The 23,432-nt window shown below is 40.0% G+C and carries 19 protein-coding genes; 2 read left to right on the top strand and 17 right to left on the bottom strand.

Translation table 11 applies throughout. The features are described 5' to 3' along the window. The first annotated feature begins 1 nt into the window (after position 1). Both MWU82_RS22690 and MWU82_RS22685 read left to right on the top strand, forming a co-directional pair. Positions 2-436 (top strand): Rieske (2Fe-2S) protein, encoded by a 435-nt coding sequence (locus MWU82_RS22690; protein ID WP_093978623.1) that lies wholly within the window; start codon positions 2-4, stop codon positions 434-436. Continuing rightward, positions 433-1,656 (top strand): hypothetical protein, encoded by a 1,224-nt coding sequence (locus tag MWU82_RS22685; protein ID WP_093978622.1) that lies wholly within the window; start codon positions 433-435, stop codon positions 1,654-1,656. The genes MWU82_RS22690 and MWU82_RS22685 overlap by 4 nt, the downstream gene beginning before the upstream one ends. A gap of 379 nt (positions 1,657-2,035) precedes the next feature. Here the strand turns inward: MWU82_RS22685 and MWU82_RS24320 are convergent, their stop codons facing one another. The 17 genes from MWU82_RS24320 to MWU82_RS22605 form a co-directional block, all read right to left on the bottom strand. Then, entirely contained in the window at positions 2,036-2,167 is a 132-nt protein-coding gene (locus tag MWU82_RS24320; protein WP_281502464.1) for a hypothetical protein, read from the bottom strand. A 227-nt stretch (positions 2,168-2,394) separates the two neighbouring features. After that, positions 2,395-4,293 (bottom strand): heavy metal translocating P-type ATPase, encoded by a 1,899-nt coding sequence (locus MWU82_RS22680; protein ID WP_247098036.1) that lies wholly within the window; start codon positions 4,291-4,293, stop codon positions 2,395-2,397. 160 nt (positions 4,294-4,453) lie between these two features. Then, complete coding sequence (locus MWU82_RS22675; protein ID WP_093978620.1) at positions 4,454-4,810, bottom strand: STAS/SEC14 domain-containing protein; 357 nt, start codon at positions 4,808-4,810, stop codon at positions 4,454-4,456. Between the two features lie 328 nt (positions 4,811-5,138). Continuing rightward, positions 5,139-5,615 carry a transcriptional repressor gene (locus MWU82_RS22670; RefSeq protein WP_093978619.1) on the bottom strand — a complete coding sequence of 159 codons (477 nt, stop codon included), beginning with the start codon at positions 5,613-5,615 and terminating at the stop codon, positions 5,139-5,141. A gap of 37 nt (positions 5,616-5,652) precedes the next feature. After that, the gene (locus tag MWU82_RS22665; protein ID WP_247098029.1) at positions 5,653-8,184 is read right to left on the bottom strand and encodes a heavy metal translocating P-type ATPase; all 2,532 of its coding nucleotides are present in this window, start codon (positions 8,182-8,184) and stop codon (positions 5,653-5,655) included. Between the two features lie 12 nt (positions 8,185-8,196). Next, positions 8,197-8,862, bottom strand: a complete 666-nt coding sequence (locus MWU82_RS22660; protein ID WP_246898509.1) for a bestrophin family ion channel — start codon at positions 8,860-8,862, stop codon at positions 8,197-8,199. 25 nt (positions 8,863-8,887) lie between these two features. Next, the gene (locus MWU82_RS22655; protein ID WP_246898511.1) at positions 8,888-9,565 is read right to left on the bottom strand and encodes a hypothetical protein; all 678 of its coding nucleotides are present in this window, start codon (positions 9,563-9,565) and stop codon (positions 8,888-8,890) included. A 255-nt stretch (positions 9,566-9,820) separates the two neighbouring features. Continuing rightward, positions 9,821-10,183, bottom strand: coding sequence for an STAS/SEC14 domain-containing protein (locus MWU82_RS22650; protein ID WP_246898513.1), 363 nt, complete (start codon positions 10,181-10,183; stop codon positions 9,821-9,823). 44 nt (positions 10,184-10,227) lie between these two features. Then, entirely contained in the window at positions 10,228-10,650 is a 423-nt protein-coding gene (locus MWU82_RS22645; RefSeq protein WP_093978613.1) for a transcriptional repressor, read from the bottom strand. 15 nt (positions 10,651-10,665) lie between these two features. Next, positions 10,666-11,004: a P-II family nitrogen regulator gene (locus MWU82_RS22640; RefSeq protein ID WP_047418561.1), complete on the bottom strand. Its 339-nt coding sequence runs from the start codon at positions 11,002-11,004 to the stop codon at positions 10,666-10,668. A gap of 115 nt (positions 11,005-11,119) precedes the next feature. Beyond that, positions 11,120-12,379, bottom strand: a complete 1,260-nt coding sequence (locus tag MWU82_RS22635) for an efflux RND transporter periplasmic adaptor subunit (protein WP_247098028.1) — start codon at positions 12,377-12,379, stop codon at positions 11,120-11,122. 16 nt (positions 12,380-12,395) lie between these two features. Then, positions 12,396-16,796 (bottom strand): CusA/CzcA family heavy metal efflux RND transporter, encoded by a 4,401-nt coding sequence (locus MWU82_RS22630; protein ID WP_247098027.1) that lies wholly within the window; start codon positions 16,794-16,796, stop codon positions 12,396-12,398. 116 nt (positions 16,797-16,912) lie between these two features. Then, the gene (locus MWU82_RS22625) at positions 16,913-17,308 is read right to left on the bottom strand and encodes a hypothetical protein (RefSeq protein ID WP_232513944.1); all 396 of its coding nucleotides are present in this window, start codon (positions 17,306-17,308) and stop codon (positions 16,913-16,915) included. A gap of 551 nt (positions 17,309-17,859) precedes the next feature. After that, positions 17,860-20,595, bottom strand: coding sequence for a Plug domain-containing protein (locus tag MWU82_RS22620; protein WP_246898526.1), 2,736 nt, complete (start codon positions 20,593-20,595; stop codon positions 17,860-17,862). Between the two features lie 469 nt (positions 20,596-21,064). Beyond that, a complete protein-coding gene (locus MWU82_RS22615; RefSeq protein ID WP_215950039.1) occupies positions 21,065-21,322 on the bottom strand; it encodes a hypothetical protein in 258 nt (85 codons plus the stop codon). 2 nt (positions 21,323-21,324) lie between these two features. Beyond that, positions 21,325-21,594: a helix-turn-helix domain-containing protein gene (locus MWU82_RS22610; protein ID WP_215950038.1), complete on the bottom strand. Its 270-nt coding sequence runs from the start codon at positions 21,592-21,594 to the stop codon at positions 21,325-21,327. A gap of 129 nt (positions 21,595-21,723) precedes the next feature. Further along, positions 21,724-22,938: a site-specific integrase gene (locus MWU82_RS22605; protein WP_247098026.1), complete on the bottom strand. Its 1,215-nt coding sequence runs from the start codon at positions 22,936-22,938 to the stop codon at positions 21,724-21,726. Between the last annotated feature and the right edge of the window lie 494 nt (positions 22,939-23,432).

Here is a 23,432-nt window from a genome sequence, read left to right as displayed (position 1 = left end):
TATGGAGAGAAATGAATTTATAAAAACGTGTGGCTATGCCTGTATCGGTGCTTCTTCTATAGGGATGTTGCTTCAAAGTTGTGTTTCCAACAAAAGTATAACGGCCAACATTGAAAACGAAAACTTGGTGGTACCCATTTCCGATTTTTTGAAAGATGAAGCCTACCTAAAATATATTATTGTTAGAAATAATAATTTACGGTTCCCTATTTATGTCTTTCGTTTTTCGGAAAATGAATATACGGCCCTATACCTGCAATGTACCCACCAGGGAAATGAATTGAATGCCTATGGTGATAAGCTGGTATGCCCGGCGCACGGAAGCGAATTCAACAACAAAGGCATGGTGACCAATGGTCCTGCGACGGACCCGTTAAGGTCATTTCCGATCCAAATTTCCAATCCGAACATTCTTATTTCATTAAAAAAAGCATGAAACTAATAATTACAATATCGTTACAGCTTCTATCAGTGTTGTCATATGCACAAATAGATACTACACTTTTCAAAAGAACAAAAATAGATACAACAAAACAGCATTTGAACATGGATGCGGCTTATGGCCGTCCTTTTTTGAGCTATGGAAAAATGCCCGTTTCAGTGGGGGGGTATGCGGAGGTAAATTGGCAACGTTTGGGCACCGATGGCGTCTCGGAAGGGCACCAATTTCAAATGAGAAGAATGACCCTGTTCGTCGCTTCCTCAATTGGTAATAAAATAAAATTTTTAAGTGAATTGGAATTTGAGGAAGGGGGTAAGGAAATAGCCATTGAATTTGCTTCCTTGGATGTAGAATTTCACCCATTGCTGAATTTGAGAGGCGGGATCATCATGAACCCTATCGGAGCTTTCAATCAAAATCACGATGGCCCCAAATGGGAGTTTACGGACCGGCCGATCTCAGCAACCCAATTGCTTCCAGCTACCTGGAGCAATGCCGGTTTTGGCCTTTTCGGAAAAATGTACCAAAATGACTGGATGTTCGGTTACGAATTCTATTTGTCCGGAGGGTTCGATGGTTCCATAATAGATAATTCCGAAAACAAAACTTTTTTGCCAGCTTCCAAATCCAACATTGAACGCTTTGAGGAGTCGGCAAGTGGAACGCCGCTGAGCACGGCAAAAATAGCGGTGAGACATACCAAATTTGGAGAATTGGGCCTATCCTATATGGGGGGTATTTACAATAATTTCGAGGATGATGGCATTGTTTTGGATGAAAAAAGACGACTGAACGTATATGCTATAGATTACAATACAACATTGCCAAAACTGAACACTTTTATAACTGGGGAATGGGCCTGGGTAAATGTGGATGTGCCAGAAACTTTTACCCAACAATTTGGAAACAGACAACACGGTGGATTTTTGGACGTAGTGCAACCTATTTTAAAGCGCGAAATATTTGATTGGGAAAAGGCAACATTAAATTTTGCCTGTAGGTTCGAGTATGTTGATTGGAACGTAGGTACTTTCAAAGAAACGGGAGATAACATGGGCGAAGCCCTTTGGAGTATTATACCTGCTATTAGTTTCAGACCTTCCCCACAAACAGTCTTTCGTTTAAATTACCGTATACAGAGACAAAAGGATATACTTGATAATGACCCGGCTAAAACTGCGGGATTTAGTTTTGGTATTTCTTCCTATTTTTGATTGAAGGTGGTTATTTGGGTCACTAAAAATGAAAAAAGCATCTACGTCTAAGCTTGATAAGGGATAACGCTTGCGATCGGTCTTGATGAAAATATGTTCAGTGCTGGCCAAACCAATAATTAAACAAAACGAGTGTTTTTTGGAATCCTACCCATACTTCAAACCAGTTTCGTAAAACGGCCGTTTTATCTATCGAAATCTGAAAAATAACGTCCACTGTAGCACCAAAAACCGCAAAATTTTAATGATTGGAGTTGTTGAGTTTAGGAGGGCCATCTAGAAAATCCTTTAATCTTTTTTCAATTGCTTCTTCATGTGAAATTGTATTTCCTGCCTATGCTTCTGACATCGTTGCCATACCTGTTGGGAAACCGGCCTATTAAGCCAAGGAATGAATATGAACGAAGATCAGACCGGAATTCAATTGTTTTGCCGATCCCATGGCATAATCCATTGCATTACTTAAGATATGGCTAAAACCTACCAATATCAAAATCGTTTTTACTTGCACTATATTTATTTTATGTGATTATCAATAATTATAATAATTTTTTTAGTGAAAAAGGAGATAAAAAAAGTAAAAAATAGCCTCATAAAAGAATAGGGCAAGTACAACAATGAAGATTGTTACTATAGCCAGAATACCAAGTATTTTATCTTTTTTGGTTATGGTATTTACCATAGGTTTTTCATTTTTTTTCTTTTCTCTTCTCTTTCTACGATTTTGCGACATCATTTTTATTTCCATTTCATCTTCTGCAATCTTACCGCATTTAAAATGGCCAACAAAGCAACCCCCACATCAGCAAAAACAGCTTCCCACATCGTGGCCATTCCCAACGCTCCCAGTGCCATTACCATCACTTTTACACCAAAGGCAAGACCAATGTTCTGCCAAACGACTTGTCTTGTCGAGCGCCCTATTTTGATGGCTCTTGCAATCTTTGAAGGCTGGTCTGTCTGAATAATGACATCTGCCGTCTCGATGGCGACATCACTGCCCAAACCACCCATTGCAATACCCACATCACTTGCCGCCAAGACGGGCGCATCGTTGATACCATCGCCTATAAAGGCGACTTTGGTATCGGATTGCTTCTTTAACGTTTCGACCTCGTTCAGCTTATCTTCCGGTAAAAGACCGCCTTTTGCCCAATCGATTTTTAATTCTTTTGCGACCTGTTGGGTTATGGAATCCTTGTCACCCGAAAGCATAATAATCTTCGAAATACCTGATTCCCTAATTTGCTTTATGGCCTGATGCGCATCTTCCTTTAGTTCATCGGCAATGGTCACGTATCCTGCAAATTTCCCATCAATGGCGACCATGACGATAGACTCAACAATGCTTTCGGTTTCAGAAGGGACATCAATGCCATTGGAAGTCATCAATGCCATATTCCCCACTACAATGGTTTTCCCGTTAACCGTTCCTTTCAATCCTTTTCCTGCAATTTCCGATACCTCCACGGCCTTGTATTCTAATCCTTCTACCTTATAATCAAGTATCGCCTTGGCAATGGGATGGGTGGATTGTTTTTCCATTGCCATCAGGTATTTCATAAATTCAGCTTCCGTAAAAGTGGTGCTATTTATGACTTCCTTGATTTTAAAGACTCCTTGGGTAATGGTGCCTGTCTTGTCCATTACTATGGTATTCACTTTGGTCATTGCATCGAGGAAGGAGGCACCTTTGAACAGGATTCCATTTCGGGAAGCTGCACCGAGACCACCGAAATAACCGAGAGGAATTGAAATTACCAGTGCACATGGACACGAAATCACAAGAAATATCAAAGCGCGGTACAACCAGTCCCTAAATTCATATACGTCAACGAGGAAATAGGGCAGGAACGTTAGGGCAATAGCAAGAAAGACAACAATGGGCGTATAAACACGAGCGAACTTCCTGATGAACAATTCCGTTTTGGACTTTCGGGCCGTGGCATTTTGAACCATATCGAGGATTCGAGCGATGGAACTATCCTTGAATTCCTTGGTGGTTTCGATTTCAATAACGCCATCCAGATTGACGCTTCCTGCAAATACTTTTTCGCCCTTTGCAATCGTATCAGGTTTGCTTTCGCCAGTTAATGCCGCTGTATTGAACGAGCCTTTTTCGGAAAGCAAAATACCATCCAAAGGGATTTTTTCGCCCACACGGACTTGCACTTTCTCGCCAATGGCGACGGTTTCGGGATTTACAGAAACATAATTGTTGTTCCTATAGACCAAGGCTTCATTCGGTCTTACATCCAGTAGAGCCTTGATGCTTCCCTTGGCTCTTTTAACGGCAGCACTTTGAAACAATTCGCCGACCGCATAAAATAACATTACTGCTACACCTTCGGGATATTGGCCAATGGCGAATGCACCAAGGGTGGCAATGGACATTAACAGGAATTCGGTAAAGAAATCGCCTTTTTTAATGCTGTTCCAGCCTTCCATTATTACTGGAAAACCAACAGGGAGGTATGCAACAACGTACCATAATATCCTTATCCTACCCTCAAAATGCGGAAATGTCCCTAAATAATCAAAAAGTATGGCCGCCATCAACATTATGAAACTGACAACTGCAGGGATGTAGGGTCTGATATTTATCTTGCTGGTGGGTTCTACCTGCGGAATTTCCATAGTTTCACAGCACCCGTTTTCAAGATTCTGGGTAGAACAATTTATTTTCTCGCCGTTTATTTTTGATTTCCTGTTTTTCATTTTTTATTCTTTACCGACATCCTAGAATACGTGGTTGTCGTTCGCTTTTATATAACAAATACTTGGATCGTTGGCGCCTTTATTCTTCTACCCACTTTTTTGCAGTTTCTTTATCTTCCAAATCAAAATATTTGATCTTGGCGTTCGTAAAGGGTTTCATAAACTGCGTTATCCACTCCTGCCATTTTTTGTTGCCCACCATCGCTATTTTTTCATAATCCCTGGCGTGGGCCGTGTCCATTTTTAGGTCTTCCCATAATCCGGGAAGATCCCAGCCCGTAAAATTTTCCATTTCAAAATACCAACGAACCTTCATTCCCCTGTCCAATATGGCATGGATAAGCGGATGGATTTTTTCGATATCTTCTTTTCCCAATTTCCCCGAAGCATTTGTTTCAATAATATTTTTATCTTTTAATTCGATTATCTGTAACATTTTATATAGTTTTTAATTAATTATTATCCCTTTAGATCGTAAATCCATTCCTTAGCTTTTTTTCGGTGTAATTTTTTTTTCAGGATTAGTTTCTTGACAATTTGAGCCCCTTATATTTAACTCTTGGTTCAAGGGAATCAAGGTCGGTTTAAAATCTTCAAACATTCAGTCTATCTTGTTCAGTTATTTTTATCAACGCCATGGCTAAATTTTATTTCTTGCCATTTTCCCTTTTACAATTCCACGTTCCATAACTTCTTCCTTGGCAAATTGGTTCGTTTTATGGTATTCTCTAGTATATTTTATAGGCTATGGCATAAGGTTATCATCAAGTACGTTGAACATTTTTCTCTGTCCATAAAGATTCGTTTCTCATTTTTGATAATTTCCGCAAACATTTTTTACATATTCCTCTTAACACCAGATTAACGCCTTGCGTTTGGTACTGGGCAGGTAAACAATCTTCTGGCATTCTGCTGGGCAAACAGGTGGTCTCCAAACATTGTGTGCAATGAAAATGCAGATGCAGGTCTTTTTTGCCGGCGTCTTCAGAAATCGCATATTTTGCCACTCCCGTCCCATCATTGATCTGATGGATCAACCCTTTATCCTCAAAAATCTTGAGATTGCGATAAAAGGTCGTTCTGTTTGCTGTTTTATTGGTTTCGCTCTTTTGAACAAAAGCCTTTTTCAAATCGGAAAAGGACACGGCACTTTGTTTCCTTTTCAGGAACTTGTATATCTTCGACCTCATTTGAGTGGGACGAATACCGTGATACGATAATATTTTTTCCGTTTTGGTCATTTTAACCTTGATTCAAAAGGAACCATTTTCATTAAATTTATTTTTTATAGGCCAAAAGCCTTAACGCATTAAAAACCACAAGCAACGTTGAGCCTTCGTGGATGACCACTGCAATACCGATATTGGCAAGCCCAAAAATGGTCGATGGTATGAGCAGGGCAACAATACCGAGACTGACCCAAAGGTTTTGCTTGATAATGGACTTTGCCTTCCTGCTCAAACCTATGGCAAAGGGCAGGGTTTCCAATTTATCGGCCATTAGGGCAATGTCCGCAGTTTCCAAGGCCACATCACTGCCCGCTGCACCCATTGCGATACCAACGGTGCTGTTCGCCATTGCAGGGGCATCGTTCACACCGTCGCCTACCATTGCGACCTTGCTTTCCTGTTCTTTTAATTTTTTAATGGCATCTACCTTTTCCTCCGGTAACAAGCTTCCCCAGGCATCGGTCAATCCAATTTCTTTAGCAACGGCATCGGCCACTTTTTGATTATCCCCTGTCAACATTATCATCCGCTTGATGCCGATTTCCTTTAGTTTTTTCAGAGTTTCCTTGGCCGCTTCCCGTGGGGTGTCCATCAGGGCAATGATACCAATATATTCTTTGTTCCTTCTTATGAGCATCGTGGTATTTCCGCCCCCTTCAAGTTCCCTTACCTTGGTGGATATTTCTTCGGATGGTTTTGCATCATCGAGGTCTTCGTACAGGTCAAGGTTTCCAATATAGATTTTATCCTTGCCCAAGGAAGCTTTGATACCTTTTCCGAGAACCGCTTCCAAATCGGACGCATCGGTAATAGCAGTACCTTTCAGACGCTCTCTCCCATCCCTTACGACGGCTTTGGCCAAAGGGTGGTCGCTCAAATTTTCAACGGCAACGGCTATCTTTAACAGTTCATTTTCTTCAATATCCCCCAATGGTACCACCTCGGTAAGTTTGGGCTTGCCTTCGGTTAGTGTTCCCGTTTTATCAAAAGCCAAAGCCGTAATGACCCCCAGATCCTCAAGCGGTCGCCCACCTTTGATAAGTACACCGCCCCTTGCCGCCCGTGCCACACCGCTCAATACGGCACTTGGTGTTGAAATGGCCAGTGCACAGGGACTAGCAGCCACCAATACCGCCATAGCACGATAAAAACTGGCACTAAAAGGTTCGTCAATGACCAGAAAGGCAAAGAGCAGGATAACCACAAGTACAAGTACGGAAGGCACAAAGTATTTTTCGAACTTATCGGTCAACAGCTGTGTGGGGGACTTCTGGGTCTGTGCCTCGTTGACCAGTTTGACCAATCGGGACAGGGTAGAGTCTTTGGCTTCTTTGATTACCTTTATTTCCAACGTGCTATTACCGTTGATAGTTCCAGCGAATACGCGATTTTCATCCTTAATATCATCGTCTGCCGAATAGTCCCTGCCCGTATCTTCCACGGGAATTTTGTCCACGGGTACACTTTCCCCGGTAATAGGTGCCTGGTTGACGCTGCTTTTTCCGTTGACCACAACACCATCTGCGGATATCTTGCTGTTGGGCTTGACCACTATAACATCACCAATGCGCAATTTTTCAATCCCGATTTCCTCGGTCTTGCCATCTTTTTTAAGAAAGGCCGTTTTTGGTGCAAGATCCGCAAGAGCGGCAATGCTCTTTCTTGCCTTGTTCATTGCGTAATGTTCCAAGGCGTGCCCAAGGCTAAATAGGAACAACAACAGTGCACCTTCCGCCCATTCGCCAAGAACGGCGGCGCCAATGGCGGCGACCAGCATTAAAAAATCAATTTCAAAACCACCTTTGGCGACGGTCTGTACTGCTTCCTTGGCCGTAAAAAAACCACCAAAGAAATAAGCGCCTATATACAGGCTAAGACTGACCCAGTCCGGGATGGATTCTACGTAGGAAAGCCCGAAGCCAATCCCGAGAAGTACCCCGCAGATAATTGAAAAAATAAGTTCGGTATTTTTGCCTAAAATCCCACCGTGGGCATGTTCCTCTCCGTCCTCGTGTGTCTCGCCCTCCTTGTGCTCGTGGCTTTCTGAGGATGTTCCTTCCTTTTCCAGTCCTTCTTCTTCTTCTAGAAATAAACGCTCCATTGGTTTTTTGCTGAATTCTTTCATAACCATCGATTCCTCAATAATGGTAAGGTCCTTTTTCCTGAGCCGTTTTTCTATTGCGGCAAATCCGGTTATACCCTTGTCGAATTCAACGCGTACAACACCGGTACCGGCTACCGAAGCTTCTAAGACCCCCTCAATGGACCGTAGGCTTTTTTCGATGCTACGGGCATGTCTGGCATGACGTATTCCTTCCACCTGGAGCAATTTATGTCCATATTTATCGGTTATTCCGGCACCAGTTTTTTTTGCTAAGGATTGGATTCGATCTATGGATATGACATCAGGGTCGTAGTGAAAACAGAGTTGTGGCACATCGTTTTTCCTTTTGTCCGAAACGTGCACTTTTTCGATGCCCTCTTTAGCCTGTAGTTCATGAATAAGCCTTTTAACACAAGTATCTTTTTCGTTTGGAACCTGCGGAAGGACAACCGGGATTTTTATTTGTAGTTTTTTCATTAGACTGATGTTTTAAAGTATATAGTACTTGTTAGGTTTCATTTTAAAAGGGAAGTCCACGTCACCTATCATCTCTTTTAATTTTATTTCTATAGTCTGGGCCTGATCGATCATTGGTGTATCCATTGGGTCGTTTTCAAATGGACCCTGCATTAAAATTGACGTTTTCTTAATCGCTATAAAGATTATTGGGATAGCAATGGTAAGACCAATTTCTAGCGAGAGGTCATTATCGGATAGGCCAAAAGGAAGCATTGTAGCAAAAACATATATGATCAAATGGATCAATAGGCTATGTGCCTTGGGGAAATCCGTGTTTTTGATTCTTTCAAATCTTACATAGCTGGCTACATTTGACGAAAATGGAAGATTCCTTAGATATTCGCCCAAAGCATAGCACCATACGAATTGGCGTTTTGTCATTTCCTTTACATTATATACATATTGCACATCCGACCTATCATAAAGTGAAATGGTCTGCCATATCAAGGTTCGGGAATCATTAACAATAGCGCCCCATATAATGCGGGCTTCCCACCAGCGTTCATAGGCCTGATTTGTCCGAAAACCCAATAACTGGGCGACAAAGTTGCCAAAATACCCGATGCCAATTAATATCCCTAATAAAACTGCCAGCCCCAAACATGGTAATAACAGTAGTACTGTTTGTAGGTCCATTTTTTTTGTGCTATAAAATTTTTATCTATTCCAATTTCAATACCATCTGTGCAAACCGTATTTCTATTGCTTTGTCCAATCCCGGTATTATTTCCTCCAAACCTGTTTCTACCGCTAAAAGCTCCCCCATGGCACTTAACAAACAGGAAAATCTTTGCCCTTCCTCCAGGTGGGTCAGGGTAGTCCTAAGAATTACCTGAAATGAATTATCTTGAAAGGATACGGTGACCGGCCAATTGAAATCGATCGGGTCGTGGCGTGAGGATAAAAAATCCTCTGTAGGGATGTTGCCCGTGAAATAGACCATTAAAGGATCCTCGGCCTCTTTTAAAACTGCATTAACTTCCGGGATTTTCATTTGTAACGTTCTCAGGTCCAAAGACCCTACTATTTGCTTATCGGTATAATTTAATAGTACGGATAATTCGGTGCTTTCGGCATTGACCGGTTCTTTGCCAACCTCCGTAGATAACATTAGATGTCCCTTTTTGGTCATATATATTGTCTGGGCCCCTAGTCCAAGGACATTGATAAAAAGGATAACTAATGCCAGCTGTATTTTTCCCATGGTTACAGGTTTAGACACGGTTACCGCAACTTGGGCAAAATTTAGCATCCAGCGGTATGCTCTCCTTGCAACTATTGCATTTTCCCTTTCCCAAGGCCGAGCCGCATTTTTGACAGAAAAGTGCGTTTTGTTCATTATCTACGCCACATTTTGGGCACCGGATCAACACCTTCGACCCTGAATGACCATCCCGGTAACCGTAATCGTGCTTTCGACCATGCTTGGTGGAATGATGTCCACCTCTTCCCATTCCCCTGAGTAAATGTTTTAAAAATCCCATATTTTCTAATTTAAAAGTGAATCTATATTATCCAGTGCCTCGAACATATCCAGTGCATCCCACAGAAATACCAATCGTCCGTCATACTATTTTTATTTTACGTTAATAATTCAGTCCTTATCCAATTTTTCTATCCATTCTTTAGCGCAGTCCTTGTCTTCGGGCTTAAAAAATTTTATGTGGGCCCTGGAAAAAGGAAGCAGCACCTCTGTAAATAGTTCCTGCCATTTAACGTTTCCCACCAAGGCAACCCGCTTCAAATGCTTTTCATTGGGGAGGTCCAATTCAATCCCCTTCCAATGGACACTTGCCGTCCAACCTTCAAAATTTTGCATTTCGATGTACCAGGAAACTTCTTGATACACCTTTAGATGATTTGTTAAAACGGGGGTCAAGTTTTCGTAATCCTTGGCATCCAGCTTATTTTGTGCTACCATATATACCGTAGCTTCTTTTTCAAAGATTTTTACCATAGCTCTATATTTATAATCGATAATCGTATTTTAAAACCTGACGCTTAATCCAAGTTGCCGCTGCATTTTTCGCAGATGCCCTTTACCACTAGGTTGACATCTTCCGTGATATAACCTTCGGGCAAGTTGATGTGGGGAATTTTATGGGCTGTCAGGCACACTGTCTCCTCGCATCTGTTGCAATGAAAATGCAAGTGGAGGTCGTTGCCGACCTCGCACTCACAATTCTCTTCGCAAAGGGCGTATTTTATAACTCCTGTCCCATCCTCGATCTGATGCACCATACCTTTTTCTTCAAACGCTTTCATAGTCCTAAATAGGGTACTTCTTTCACTGACCTTAAAATCCTTTTCCAAATCGCCAAGACTTATGGCCGCCTCTAATTCTGCTAAACGCTTATAAGTCATAAGGCGCATAGCCGTAGGCCGTATCCCTTTGCTTTCAAGTAGTTGGACTATTTTTTCCATTTGTGATAAAGTGTTTTATAGGTCGTACCGTTTTAAGGAATCTCCAGTTTTAATCTGAAAGGCATCCTCGATATTTGCTATATAGATAATGCCGTCTCCAGGTTCTTCCGTTTTGCCATTTTTTAAAATTATTTCAATGGCAGCTTGGGCTTCCTCATTTTGACAGACCAATTCCAGCTTAACTACAGGACTATCGGTAATACGAAAATCCAACGAAGGTCTTGCACCTTTTGCCTTGAATGCGCCAGTGCCTTCTGCTTGTGAAAGGGTCATACTTTCAAATCCATTATCTGATAACGCTTCAATGACTCTTTGGATTCGGTTCGGTTTTACAAATGCTTTTATTTCTTTCATCTTAAAAATATTTTTATGTTTTAATCGATTTTGAACCGAGCCTGTTTTCTAATTTTTAACTAACTAATTAAGACGATAAACAAACTCGGAATCAAAATCTTTGATTGTTATTGAATTAATGTCCGTGTTCCAGTTCGCCCTTGACCATTTCCGAAGACAGGTTATAAGCTCCATTTATCACGACTTTGGCATCCTTTGAAACTTCGGCAGGTAGATTGACTTCAACAAAGCCCAAATCGGTAATACCGACCGTTACGGGTATCATTTTGAATTTCATTTTGCCCGCTTCCATTTCTTCATCTTCATCCAAAATGAAAATGAAGGATTGCTCGCCTTCTTTTATAATGGCAGCTTCCGGTACGGCAAAACCCTTTTTCTCGCCCTGCACTATGCGTCCTTCCACATACATACCCGGCAATAGGTTTTTATCCTTGTTTTCAATGTCCGCCAGAACTTCCAAAGCTTTTGGGTCTGTATTGAAGGTTTTACCAACAGACCGAACGGTTGCTTTAAGCAGTTCATCTGGACGAGAGGCCGTGGAAAAATATATCTGTTGCCCTTGCTTGATTTGCTTTATGTCCTTCTCATATACTTTGAAGTTGACATAAATTTTTGAGTTGTCGCTTATCGAGAACATTTTGGATTGTTGTGCCACGTAATCGCCAAGGCTAATCATTACTTCATCCACATACCCACTTATAGGCGAGGTAATGGGAACAGCGGAATATATCTGTCCTTCCGCCACTTTGTCCGGATCAATGCCCAACAGTCTTAATTGGGACCGCAAACCATTGACGCTGGATGTTGTGGAACGAAATTTTGACTGCGCCATCTGAAATTCCTTGCCAGAAGAAACACCTTTATCATAAAGGGTCTGCTTGCGTTCAAAATCCTGTTTCAAAAAGACCAGTTCGTCATTTTTTTCCTGATAATCCTGTTGCATTGCAATGATATCTGGGTGTTCTATATATGCCAACACCTGACCTTTCTTTACGTTATCTCCAGGGATTACTTTTATGGAACTCACATTTCCACCAACAAACGGGCTTATGTTCGCCTTGTCCTGTGGGAAAAGCTCAAGCATTCCTGTTACCTTAATGTTGTTTCCTAAATTACGTTCCTCCAAAGGTTTCATTTCCAAACCTATGGTTTCGGCCTGTTGCTTTGTAAGTTCGACAACGCCTTCTTCCTCGCTGTGACCACCTTCTTCCTCTCCTTCATCATGGCCTTCTTCGCCGTGTGCATCTACTCCAACTTCATTGGTTTTTGATACGCCTTCAGCTTCGTTATGCCCAAGTTCAGATTTTGGGGCATCGTTACAACTCATAAACATAAGTGTAAATAATACTGTACTTACTAATAGTATATTTTTCATTTCTCTTTTTTTAAGGTTATAAATTGCCCAATTGATATTGTAGCTCAATGGCTTGTTGGTTATACTGATTTATAAATTGTAAATGACTCTGCTTTATCCGAATGGCACTGTTCAGGATCGTGATATAATTCACATAATCTATTTCGCCTTCTTTTGAAGCAAGTTCAGCTGTCGATATCTGTTCTTCGGCCAATAGTAAAGCTCCTTCTTGATAATAATCAAGCGTCTTTTGGGTCTTTTCTAAAGATTTTAAAAGTTGGGAAACCCTACTTTCAGTTATGGCCTTCTGTTCCAAATACTGGTTTTCGGCCGCGTACGCATCTGCCTTGGCGGCTTTAACCCTTGATTTTTGAGGAAAGAACCAAAGCGGAATGCTGATTCCAGCCTGATATGCATTGAACCCAGAAAAATCATTGTACTTGAGCTTGTCATAACTCAAGCTGAACTTGGGCAGGAACTGTGATTTTTCAACACCAATGTTCGCCTTGCTCACTTTGGCATTTTGCATTGAATATTGTAATAGCGGGTTTTCACCTACCGATGTCGAGTCCATCACGGACATAAAGCTCATTGTTTGATAAGGCAATCCTACTGTTTCGATTTCTTGGTCGATACCCAGATATTGCTTTAGCGCACGCTTGGCAATCTCTATATCATCATAAGCCTGTTGTCGCAACACCTGTATCTGTTGATATTCAGAAGATGCCGCAATAAATTCCAGTTTTCCAGTTTCTCCCGTATCAAAACGTAGTTCTGCCGCCGTCCTGAAGTCACTGTAAACGCTGTCCAATTGTTCCGCAAAGCGTAACTGTGCCTTGTTATAATTAATTTGTTCATAGGCCTGCATCACATTACGAATCAACTGTTGCTCGTTTAGTGCATAGAACTTTTCGCCCAATTGAACTCGTTCCTTATAAAACTTGGATTTTGAAAAACCTGAAAGCAAATCAATATTGCCCTGTTGTACGCCATAGGTACGCAATATTCCTTGTTGCACTCCTTGGTCTTCTCTACCGGTATATAAAGAGGTGCTTCCCAAATCAAAACTTGTTCCTTTCATCGCCTGTTCTCTTTCGATTAAAGCTTGACTTTCCTTTAGGGAAGGATAATTTTCCTTGGCCATAGATATGGCTTCTTCCAAAGTAATTGTTTGAGCCATCTGGCTATTCTGCGCAGTAGCGGAATTTGAGGTCAAAAAGCCTCCCAAACTCAATAATATAATAATAACCGTTGCGCCTTTCTTAATGTAACTTGCGTCACCACCATTATCCTTCTTTTCTTTTCGGGATTCAAGCCAATAGTATAATACGGGGAGAACCACAAGCGTTAAAAACGTCGCTGTAAGTAATCCACCAATAACCACCGTTGCCAAAGGCCGTTGCACTTCCGCACCACCCGAGGTAGAAATCGCCATTGGGATAAAGCCCATAATGGCCGCCGTTGCCGTAAGCAAAATGGGACGTAAACGTTCGTGTGTTGCCTCGTATATCCGTTTTTTTAAGTCTGTCATTCCACTTTCTTTTAGTTCATTGAATTTGTTTATCAGTACCAGTCCGTTTAAAACGGCTACTCCAAAGAGCACGATAAAACCAACACCTGCCGATATACTAAAAGGCATTCCTCGTATCAATAGTGCAAAGACTCCTCCAATGGCCGCCAAAGGCACTGCCATATAAATCATTAGGGATTGTGAGAACGAACTCAAGGCAAAATAGAGCAATATGAATATTAGGAAAAGTGCAATAGGCACTACAATCATCAATCGGTCTGATGCACGTTGCAGGTTTTCGAACGAACCTCCGTAGGTTACAAAATAACCAGGTGGCAATTTTACCTGTGTTTCCAATTTTTGCTGAATTTCCTCGACCATCGATTTTACATCGCGCCCACGTACATTTACGCCCACCGAAATACGACGAGACGTGTTGTCCCTTGAAATCTGCATTGGTCCGGGTTTATAACTGATATCTGCAACCTCCTTTAAAGGCACTTGCGCTCCGTTTGGCAAATCGATATAAAGATTTTTAAGGCTGTTGATGTCCTGTCTAAATTCCTTTGCCAATCGGATAACCACATCGAACCGTTTTTCGCCCTCAAAAATCACACTCGCCTGTTCTCCAGAAAATGAAGCACTCACATAATCGTTCAACTTGTCAACAGTTACACCATATTGGGCCATTTTCGCACGATTATAAACAACAGTCATCTGCGGTAGACCGCTGGTTGCTTCAGCTCTTACATCACCAGCCCCAGGCACCGTCTGAATTATAGCCGCCATCTCCTGTACCTTTTCGGCCAGTACTTCGAGGTCTTCTCCATACAATTTGATGGCCACGTCTTCACGCACACCTGTAAGCAATTCATTAAAACGAAGTTCTACAGGTTGGGTAAACACGAAATTTACGCCGGGAACGACTGAAATTTTTTCCTGTATTTTTTCTATGAGTTCTTCTTTGCTCTCTGCTGAAGTCCATTTGCTCTTATCTTTTTCAAGAATAATATAACTATCCGCAATGTCCATAGGCATCGGGTCTGTCGGTATTTCGGCCACACCAATCCTTGAAACTACCGTCTTTACTTCTGGAAATTCATTAATTAGATTTTGAAGTTTTTTTGAAGCCTCAATAGATTCTGTAAGACTGCTCCCCGGTTTTATCAAAGCTTGGAACGCAATATCGCCCTCATCAAATTTAGGTATGAATTCGCCACCCATATTGCTGAAAATAAATCCTGCAATCAATAGCAAGGTAACCGCGCCTAAAACGACACCAGCCCTAAAGCGAAGTGCAAAATTGAGCAATGGTACATAAGCTCTGTTTAAACCGGACATTATTTTATCACTGAACCTATCAATCTTGTTTTCAAATTTGGCAAACCAACTATTCTGATTTTTAGTAGGTTTTAGGAACATTGCAGAAATCATCGGAACATACGTAAGACAAAGGATAATCGCTCCTAAAACGGCAAATCCGAACGTAAACGCCATTGGACGGAACATTTTTCCTTCAACGCCTGTTAAGAACAAAATGGGAGTAAATACAATAAGGATAATCAATTGTCCGAAAAATGCCGAATTCATCATCGTACTTGCCGATTCATACGCTATTTCATCCATTTCGGACTGGTCAATGGCGGTTGTGGTTTTTTTCATCCGTTGATGGATATGGAATACCATTCCTTCCACAATGATTACCGCACCATCCACGATGATACCAAAATCGATAGCACCCAAGGACATTAAATTCGCCCATACTCCAAATTGTTTCATCAAGATAAATGCAAAGAGTAATGATAAAGGGATTACCGAAGCTGTAATCAAGCCACCACGGAAACTTCCCAAAAGCAAGACAAGCACAAAAATCACAATCAATGAACCTTCAATAAGGTTTTTTTCAACGGTGCTTGTGGTTCTTCCAATGAGTTCACTTCGGCTTAGAAATGTATCTATGTAAACGCCTTCAGGTAAGGATTTCTGTATTTCTACAATGCGCTTCTCCACATTTTCGACTACGTTGCCAGGGCTTTCGCCTTTCAGCATTAAAATTTGTCCACCAACGGTTTCGTGTCCATCTTGGGTAAACGCACCATAACGCACTTGATTCCCATAGCCTACTTTTTCGGCGACATCCCGTATTAGAACAGGGCTTCCGTTTTGTGTGGTTACAACTGTATTTTCCAAATCTTCAATACTACGTGCCAAACCTTCTCCACGGATAAAATTAGCTTGGTGGTTTTTTTCTATATATGCACCACCAGTATTGGCATTATTTACCTTCAAAGCTTCAAAAACCTGATTCATTGTAATACCGAAACTTTTTAGTTTATCAGGGTTAATGGCCACTTCATACTGCTTTACATAACCACCAAATGCATTTACCTCGACCACTCCGGGAACTAATGCCATTTGCCGTTTTACAATCCAATCTTGGATGGTGCGAAGCTCCATGGCATCATATTTGTCTTCATAGCCCTCTTTTAATTTTAAGGTGTATTGGTAGATTTCGCCTAGCCCTGTAGTAATTGGTGCCATAAATGGGGTGCCGAAACCTTCGGGGATTTCTCCGGCAACTTCGGTCAATTTCTCTTGCACCAATTGCCGGGGAAGGTAGGTGCCTGCCTCGTCCTCAAAGACAATGGTAACCACGGACAGACCAAAACGGGACACCGAACGCAACTCGATAACGTCAGGAAGATTAGCCATTGCCAATTCTACGGGATAGGTTACAAATTGCTCAATATCTTCAGTACCCAAATTTGGGGCAACTGTAATAACTTGTACTTGATTGTTGGTAATATCGGGTACAGAACCCAGATTTATAGTGGCCATAGACCAAATGCCCGTACCCACAAGAGCCACTATAAAGAGTCCAATAATAAACTTGTTATTAATGGAAAATGAAATGATTTTGTTAATCATAGAAAAAGTATTAATTCAGTTTAAACCTCGCAATGCAATTAGATGCAATGCGTTTAAATGCGATGCTTACTTTGAAAAGCATCACGTAAGGATATAGCTATCCTTAAAAAACTGAATTATACTTTAGGGGGTTGGAAAAGCGATTCCAAATATCTAGAAGTGAAGTTTACTTTATGTAAGTTAAACTGTTTTTTCTCTTCAAACTTTAGTCGATTGGTTAAAGCCGAATTGTTGTTCGCAATAATTAATACTAAAGGGTGACAACATTGATTATGGGAATGGACTGGTGTATTCTCCTTATCTGGGTTATTATGATGCCCTTCATTTTTTGCATCATTGTCAATGTAATCTTCAACTACATATTCAAGGAAAGAGTCTCCATAAACTTTATGGTCTTGATAATGGGTAATAATGCTTGAAATTTCTTTAATTGGTCCACAAAAGTCCATATCAATGCTAATTCCCTGAAAAAAGAATAAAATTGACATTGATATGGAAAAGAATATTTTCATAAAGTTTGACAAAGATATAAATTTATCGATGCACAGGTTGTGCAAACTTTGGTCAAAAAGTGCTACTAATGCAAATTTTGACGTTTATAATTAAAATTATAGCTGTCGAGAATCACAACTGAATTAGGGTCGTAGGGGTATTAAATGAGAATGTGAACTATCTCTGCCAAGGTTATCGGAGTGGGCAAGTTTTTTTGAGTAATTGAAGGCTGAGGGGGTTCTAAATGGCAAAGTCAAAACCTATGGTGGCAAATGCATTGGCAGAAAGGGGGACATAATTTACAATCCTGGTTATTTTTTCCATCTCAGTCAATAGCCGAAAACGTTTGCGTGTCATCTGGAGCAGTGCCAGGATCATTAAAAGTCACCACATTGATTGCCAATAACCGATAGCGCTGTAAAACGTTGGTTTTACAGCACAAATATTATATCTCTATCTTGATAATGCAAATTTGAAAGTTCAAATAAAGAATGAATTTACCAACTAGTTTTGGCCCTATTACCATTTAATGAGGTTTTTTGAAATCCGACTAGGAATTCAATGCTAAATCCTATTCAACTATGTCGTAAGTTGTTTCACTCTGACCTATTATTCCATCTCCAATAATTGAGATACCCTCACAAATCACCAAAACCTTTCCCGAAATATCTCCATTAAAAAACTTAATGGTAGCATTGCCTTGTGCATCCGTAACAACATTTGGCTCCCAATGTATCAATTTTCTTAAGTCGGGCGTACCAGGATCATCAGTGGTCCCATCATAAGAAGGGCTATAAAACTCCCTTTTGGGGGAGAACTCAGGGGCAGAGTCGAGCAATAAATTGGACCTTTTGGGAAAAGCTCCGAAAAGACCTTTTCCCGAATAGGTATAAATTGCCAAAATTGCTGGAAACGGTGGAGGCTGGAATAAACCGGAGGCAGAGGGGAATGTATCCCGAAAATAGCGGTTGGCACTTGTTGTGTTTCTGATAATCTCGACACTTTTAACAGCAGCAATCGGTATATCGGGAACAATGCTAAAATGGTCGATCACAACGGGAATGCCATCAATTAAGATATATGTAAAACCGGCACCGTGGACTCGGGCATACAAGTACCCTGTCCCATTCCCCAACCTACTCACCGAAAGCTCTTCAGGGTAGTTGAACAATAGCCATGAATAAAGGCTTCCTGTCCAATTTTTCGCTTTGGCCATCAACTCTTTGTTGTCTATGACAACATCTGGCATACCATGTAATTTGTTCATTTCTTCCCTTTCTGGGGTCAGAATGTAGTCACTGACGACAACCTCGTTCAATGCAATGGTATTTGGCAACAAAAAAGGGTCGAGGGCTATATCTTTTGATATTCGCTCACTTACGGTTTTTTCTATTATACTATCAACGGGAGCGATGACCAATTCGGTTTCATACTCTATCTTGGGAACTTTTCTTTTATGGATATGGACCTTAAAGTTTGAACTTTTTCTACCGGAGGAAGTGGGTTGTATCACAAATTTTTTTCCATCTCCGTAACTATTTTCAAGACTGAAATTAAAATATCCCGTACTATCGACTTCTTGATTATAAACTGTTATTTTTTCTCCAAAAGTCATCAATGTCAAATCGTACCTGTCATTTTGAAAACGCTTTTTCCTTTTTACCTTCTGTACTCCCTCAACATACCCCGTTAGACCGAGTCCCTTTTCAGGTTGTATCAACTTGGGTTCTTTGGGCTTGTCGTACTTATAATTCGACCAACCTTGGGTAAGCATCAAATAATCAAGATCTTTTAAATGATCCTCATGTTTGAAATAATAAGCGGGATCCTCGATTTCGCCCCTGATATCTGATTCCAACATAAAATAGGAAACAATATTTCCATGGGTAAGGTTTGTCCGCTCAAAATAATCTTTGTTTACCGCCATTAATGATATAGAACTTGGCAAAGGTCGTTTTCCTTTCGTGGAACGAATGTGAACGATTACACTATCACGTGCTTCATATTCGTTTTTGTCCATTTCAACTTTTATATCCAGATTGTCTTCGGGCCTATGATTGTAGAAATGACGTTCGGCTATGGGCATATGCCCCGAATCGTATAACGTTGCCCCTATAATTCCGTTCGGCAAATCCCTGCTTTTGAAGGCATAGCTAAACTTTCCATTTTTCATCAATGCCCTTAGCATATAAATATCCTTTCCCCGGTGATAAAGTTTTAGGAAGAGGCTATCGGTCATTACCGGTTTCGCATCCAACGCAATTAGCTTCATATGCTTTTCGGAAATAACCCGCATGACCATACCTTGAGGTCTGGCCACGGGAATGGGATACCTATGGGTTGTTCCATTGGTCGATTGAACTACCCCAAAATAGCCTTTGCCAATTTCGGGCCGTAGGACTATTTTGCCCATACCCAGATGGTTACTTTTAAAAGTAGACAGCTCATTATTTTCCTGGTCAACTATAATCCCTTCTATTTCTGCCCCTTTGCCTTTATAGTTTAGATATTTAAAGCCTATGTTGCTCTTTATGTCGTTTACCAATGCTCCTCCTTCGGGGAAAAAATCCAAGGTTCCTGAATTCTCATCCAAAATTATAGATTTAGAAAAGCTCTTACTTTCGGTTTTTAATCGATAACCAATGACCTTGACATCATTTGGTATATCAAATTTTACGCCGACGGGCCTGCCTCTTTTTTGCTTGACCTCAATGGAATCGGAACCATCTTTCCAATTTAGGTACAACATCGCCCCACCTTTATTCAGACTGTCCAATTCGTTCGGGAATATCATTGAAGAAACAGTAACCATTTCATGATTCAATTCCTTGGCAACTGTAATATCCCGAATTGGGTCGATCTTATCTTCTGGTCTTTTGAAATGGAGAACATCCACATAGGATGAAAAGATAAAATCGGTTCCAAAGTTCCTGTTCCATTCGGTATACGCACGTATCAAGTATTTGCCTTCAGGATAATTGGCGTGTAGCTGAAAAAAGCTTTCAGCTAAGCCATTTTCCAATTTCAGTAATTTCCTATCTATTATCTCTTGGCCGATCGGTTCGATTAGTTCTACACGCAAAACCTTACTAATATCCGAAAGTGAGTTGCCAAAAGCCTCGGATACGACTGCTTTGAACCAGACTACTTCTGAGGTATTATATGTCTTTCCTGTCAACTGCAAATAAATCTTTTCCGCATCAATGGCATTTGCAGGAACGGAATTACCAGGCTCAAACTTTTTCTGGGCATCGCACCATGTAATGGTCAAAATAAAAATAATAATGCAGGATCGGCGTAAAGGCATATTATTATAAAATTAAAGAAGAACTCTAAAAAATCAACAATTAGTATTACTCGATTTCATCCTCTTTGTCCCGAATAATGATTACCGTAAACAACATTTTCTATGAAAGGTCTGAGTTTAATTATCGAAAAGTTCAAATATAAGAAGGTTCGGTCTTGTTTTCTATAGTCTCATAAAAAGAACCATTTTTGGGACACTACCCATACTTCAAACCAGTTCCAAAACAGCCATGAACGTTTTTTGGGGCACGCTCAATTCAACATCGTGTAATTATTCCCACCTTTTATATACTTCTCTGCCGCATAATTATAAAGTTAATTTTCCCATACCTATCTCTAAACTTTCTGAAAGTTCACTGAATCATCATTTTTAAGAAGGTTTATGGGTCGTGGTTGTTGCAGAAGTGGTCTAAGCGTAAGATATCGATTCAAAAAGACTGATTTAATGTACAAGCATTTTAGAATACTACTTAAAGGGAGAGTTCATTCCCATCTTGGTTATCTTTATTTTTTTGTTGAATGATTTTGCTGTCATCCAAAGTAATATTTTTATTTAAAGTAATTTCCTTACTGTATTCTTCCATACCCGTGTGCATTGCGTGCATACGTCTATTATCCGATTCAATGATTTTAAACATTGGAGACTTTAGCTTCAATTCTTTGGCAAGTTCATAGCCAAGATTGAATGCTTCCATGTAATCCTTATCAACTTTTAGATGTTCTTCCATAATTAAAAAGTTTCGCGGGCGTACCTTTCAATGTACTCATTAATGGAATCCCGATCATAAAGAATTATTTTCCTTTGCGGTTGTGAAAATCTAATCTTACCTTCATCTCTTAATTTCTGTAAGGTGGTTGTAGATTTTATATTAAGCAATAACATTGCTTCTTCACCATCAATCCATTTAGCCGGCTTATCTCCGCGTTTAGATTCTAAATGCTCTACTACCTTATCAAATAAAGCATAAAAAGCTTCTTCTTGTAGACATACTACCTGCATCGGATTAATTGTTAACAGTTAAATATATTATCATCTTCGTGATTTTTCATCCTATAATATACGTATTATGTCCATTCTTTACCAATTAATTAGGTATAAACGTTAATGGAACGGTCAAACGGTATCATCTCAATCAAAGTTTATAACCTTTTCTAAAGCATCATCCGTTTCCTTGTGCATGAAATTCGACTGATAATTGACCGTGGTTGTAATAGAAGAATGCCGATATAATTTCTGAAGCATTTGAATTGGGATTTTATCCCCTGAAATATTACCGAAGCTGTGCCTGGCAATATGCATACTAAGTTTCTTTTCGATACCTAGTTTTTCGGCCACAATTTCCAATCGCCTATTTAAATTTCTTGTAATAGTCTTTACCCTGGTTGCAATTAGTTTTTCGTCTCCCAGATTAATCCCTTTCAAATAGGGAAAAACCAAATCGTTTTTATGGTTTTTGATTGATATATAAGGGTGTAGTATTCTCTTTGCTTTATCAGGTACGGCTAGAGAAACAAGTTTTTTGTTTTTACCCATTCGATAATAGAGTCTATCATCTTTAAAATCCGAACATTTCAATTTTAGGATATCTCCTACCCTAATCCCAGCAAAATAGAAACTTGTTAGCCATGTATTTACTGTGTGTTGTTGAGCCTGTGTTAAGCCGTTAGCCATTTCCAGCAACTGGATCTCATCTACATTCAATCCTATTTTTTCAGTTTCGGGGAACTTGATTTGGATCTTGCCCTTGCCAAATGGGTAGTTTCTATCATCGACTTGGTACTCTTTACGTGCAAAATTATAAATGGTTCGAATGAGCATTAAATAGTTAATAACTGTTCTTGGCTTAACCTTTCTTTCATAAAGTAGAAATGTTTCGAACCCCCTTAACAATTTAACATCCATGTCAATAAAAGATAGCTCCTTACGCCCTAAAAAATTTTTGAATATATTCAGTCTTTTTTCTTGATTATAATGTTGATCGAATTTTTTCCGTTTTAAAAGATTTTCCATAAAGATTTGGCTCACTTTGAAAAAATCAAATTTGTCCTCGCCTAGTATCTTTTTTGCCAATGTGGAAACCGACTGTTTTTCTTCGCTTGCCTCCATTTCCAATGCTATATCATGAGCTTCCGAAACCTTTTTTAATAGCATATTATTAAGTCGTGAGGAATTGAGATAACTCTTTTTTGCCAACCCTTTAGTTTCATCCCAATCCTTTTCTAAGATATACTCACCAGTAAAGAGAAATTTTGACTTCCTGTATTGGGTCAATCGCAAAGCAATTGGAAATGTTCCGTCTTTCTTACGATAATTCTTACGCAATACTATCTTTACGGTGGCCATAATAAATTGTGTTATAACATAAAGATATAAAATCTATGTACAACATATGTACAACATTTTGCGGTTTTATATGGTTTTTTATGGTTTTTTCCAATAACTAAAAATTTAAAATTATTGGTAACTAACTGATTTTCAGTGCATTTAAAGCCATATCGATACAGTTCTCTTAGATTTCATAACCCGGAGGTCACGAGTTCAACTCTCGTTCTCGCTACAAAACTTAAGTTTTTAAAAATCAACGGATTGGCAATAGCTGATCCGTTTTTTTTATGTCCAAATTTGATTGAAAGCTTGCTCTTGAACACAAAAGTGAACACGTTTTGGAACACATTTTTATAAACTAGCATCTGGGAAGCCTTGAAAATAGATGGTTTTTTAAAACCAAGCAGGGATTATCCAGGATCAAGTCCAAAAGTTGGGTTTTTACCATTTTAAGAATATAATTTAATCAAGCGATATAAGAAGTATTCCGTATTCCTGACTCCCCTAAATTG

This window comes from Arenibacter sp. S6351L, from assembly GCF_023016025.1.
GTDB lineage: Bacteria > Bacteroidota > Bacteroidia > Flavobacteriales > Flavobacteriaceae > Arenibacter > Arenibacter algicola_B.
The sequence above is the reverse complement of the archived record's forward strand: the minus strand, read 5'-3'. Positions and strand labels throughout refer to the sequence as shown.

Coding starts and splice junctions, on each gene's coding strand:
- MWU82_RS22615 (WP_215950039.1), bottom strand. CDS start 21,322: ATGGAAGAACATCTAAAAGTTGATAAGGATTACATGGAAGCATTCAAT.
- MWU82_RS22665 (WP_247098029.1), bottom strand. CDS start 8,184: ATGAAAAAACTACAAATAAAAATCCCGGTTGTCCTTCCGCAGGTTCCA.
- MWU82_RS22650 (WP_246898513.1), bottom strand. CDS start 10,183: ATGGTAAAAATCTTTGAAAAAGAAGCTACGGTATATATGGTAGCACAA.
- MWU82_RS22680 (WP_247098036.1), bottom strand. CDS start 4,293: ATGGAAATTCCGCAGGTAGAACCCACCAGCAAGATAAATATCAGACCC.
- MWU82_RS22645 (WP_093978613.1), bottom strand. CDS start 10,650: ATGGAAAAAATAGTCCAACTACTTGAAAGCAAAGGGATACGGCCTACG.
- MWU82_RS22690 (WP_093978623.1), top strand. CDS start 2: ATGGAGAGAAATGAATTTATAAAAACGTGTGGCTATGCCTGTATCGGT.
- MWU82_RS22640 (WP_047418561.1), bottom strand. CDS start 11,004: ATGAAAGAAATAAAAGCATTTGTAAAACCGAACCGAATCCAAAGAGTC.
- MWU82_RS22625 (WP_232513944.1), bottom strand. CDS start 17,308: ATGAAAATATTCTTTTCCATATCAATGTCAATTTTATTCTTTTTTCAG.
- MWU82_RS22670 (WP_093978619.1), bottom strand. CDS start 5,615: ATGACCAAAACGGAAAAAATATTATCGTATCACGGTATTCGTCCCACT.
- MWU82_RS22655 (WP_246898511.1), bottom strand. CDS start 9,565: ATGAACAAAACGCACTTTTCTGTCAAAAATGCGGCTCGGCCTTGGGAA.
- MWU82_RS22620 (WP_246898526.1), bottom strand. CDS start 20,595: ATGCCTTTACGCCGATCCTGCATTATTATTTTTATTTTGACCATTACA.
- MWU82_RS22610 (WP_215950038.1), bottom strand. CDS start 21,594: ATGCAGGTAGTATGTCTACAAGAAGAAGCTTTTTATGCTTTATTTGAT.
- MWU82_RS22675 (WP_093978620.1), bottom strand. CDS start 4,810: ATGTTACAGATAATCGAATTAAAAGATAAAAATATTATTGAAACAAAT.
- MWU82_RS22630 (WP_247098027.1), bottom strand. CDS start 16,796: ATGATTAACAAAATCATTTCATTTTCCATTAATAACAAGTTTATTATT.
- MWU82_RS22635 (WP_247098028.1), bottom strand. CDS start 12,379: ATGAAAAATATACTATTAGTAAGTACAGTATTATTTACACTTATGTTT.
- MWU82_RS22605 (WP_247098026.1), bottom strand. CDS start 22,938: ATGGCCACCGTAAAGATAGTATTGCGTAAGAATTATCGTAAGAAAGAC.
- MWU82_RS22685 (WP_093978622.1), top strand. CDS start 433: ATGAAACTAATAATTACAATATCGTTACAGCTTCTATCAGTGTTGTCA.
- MWU82_RS22660 (WP_246898509.1), bottom strand. CDS start 8,862: ATGGACCTACAAACAGTACTACTGTTATTACCATGTTTGGGGCTGGCA.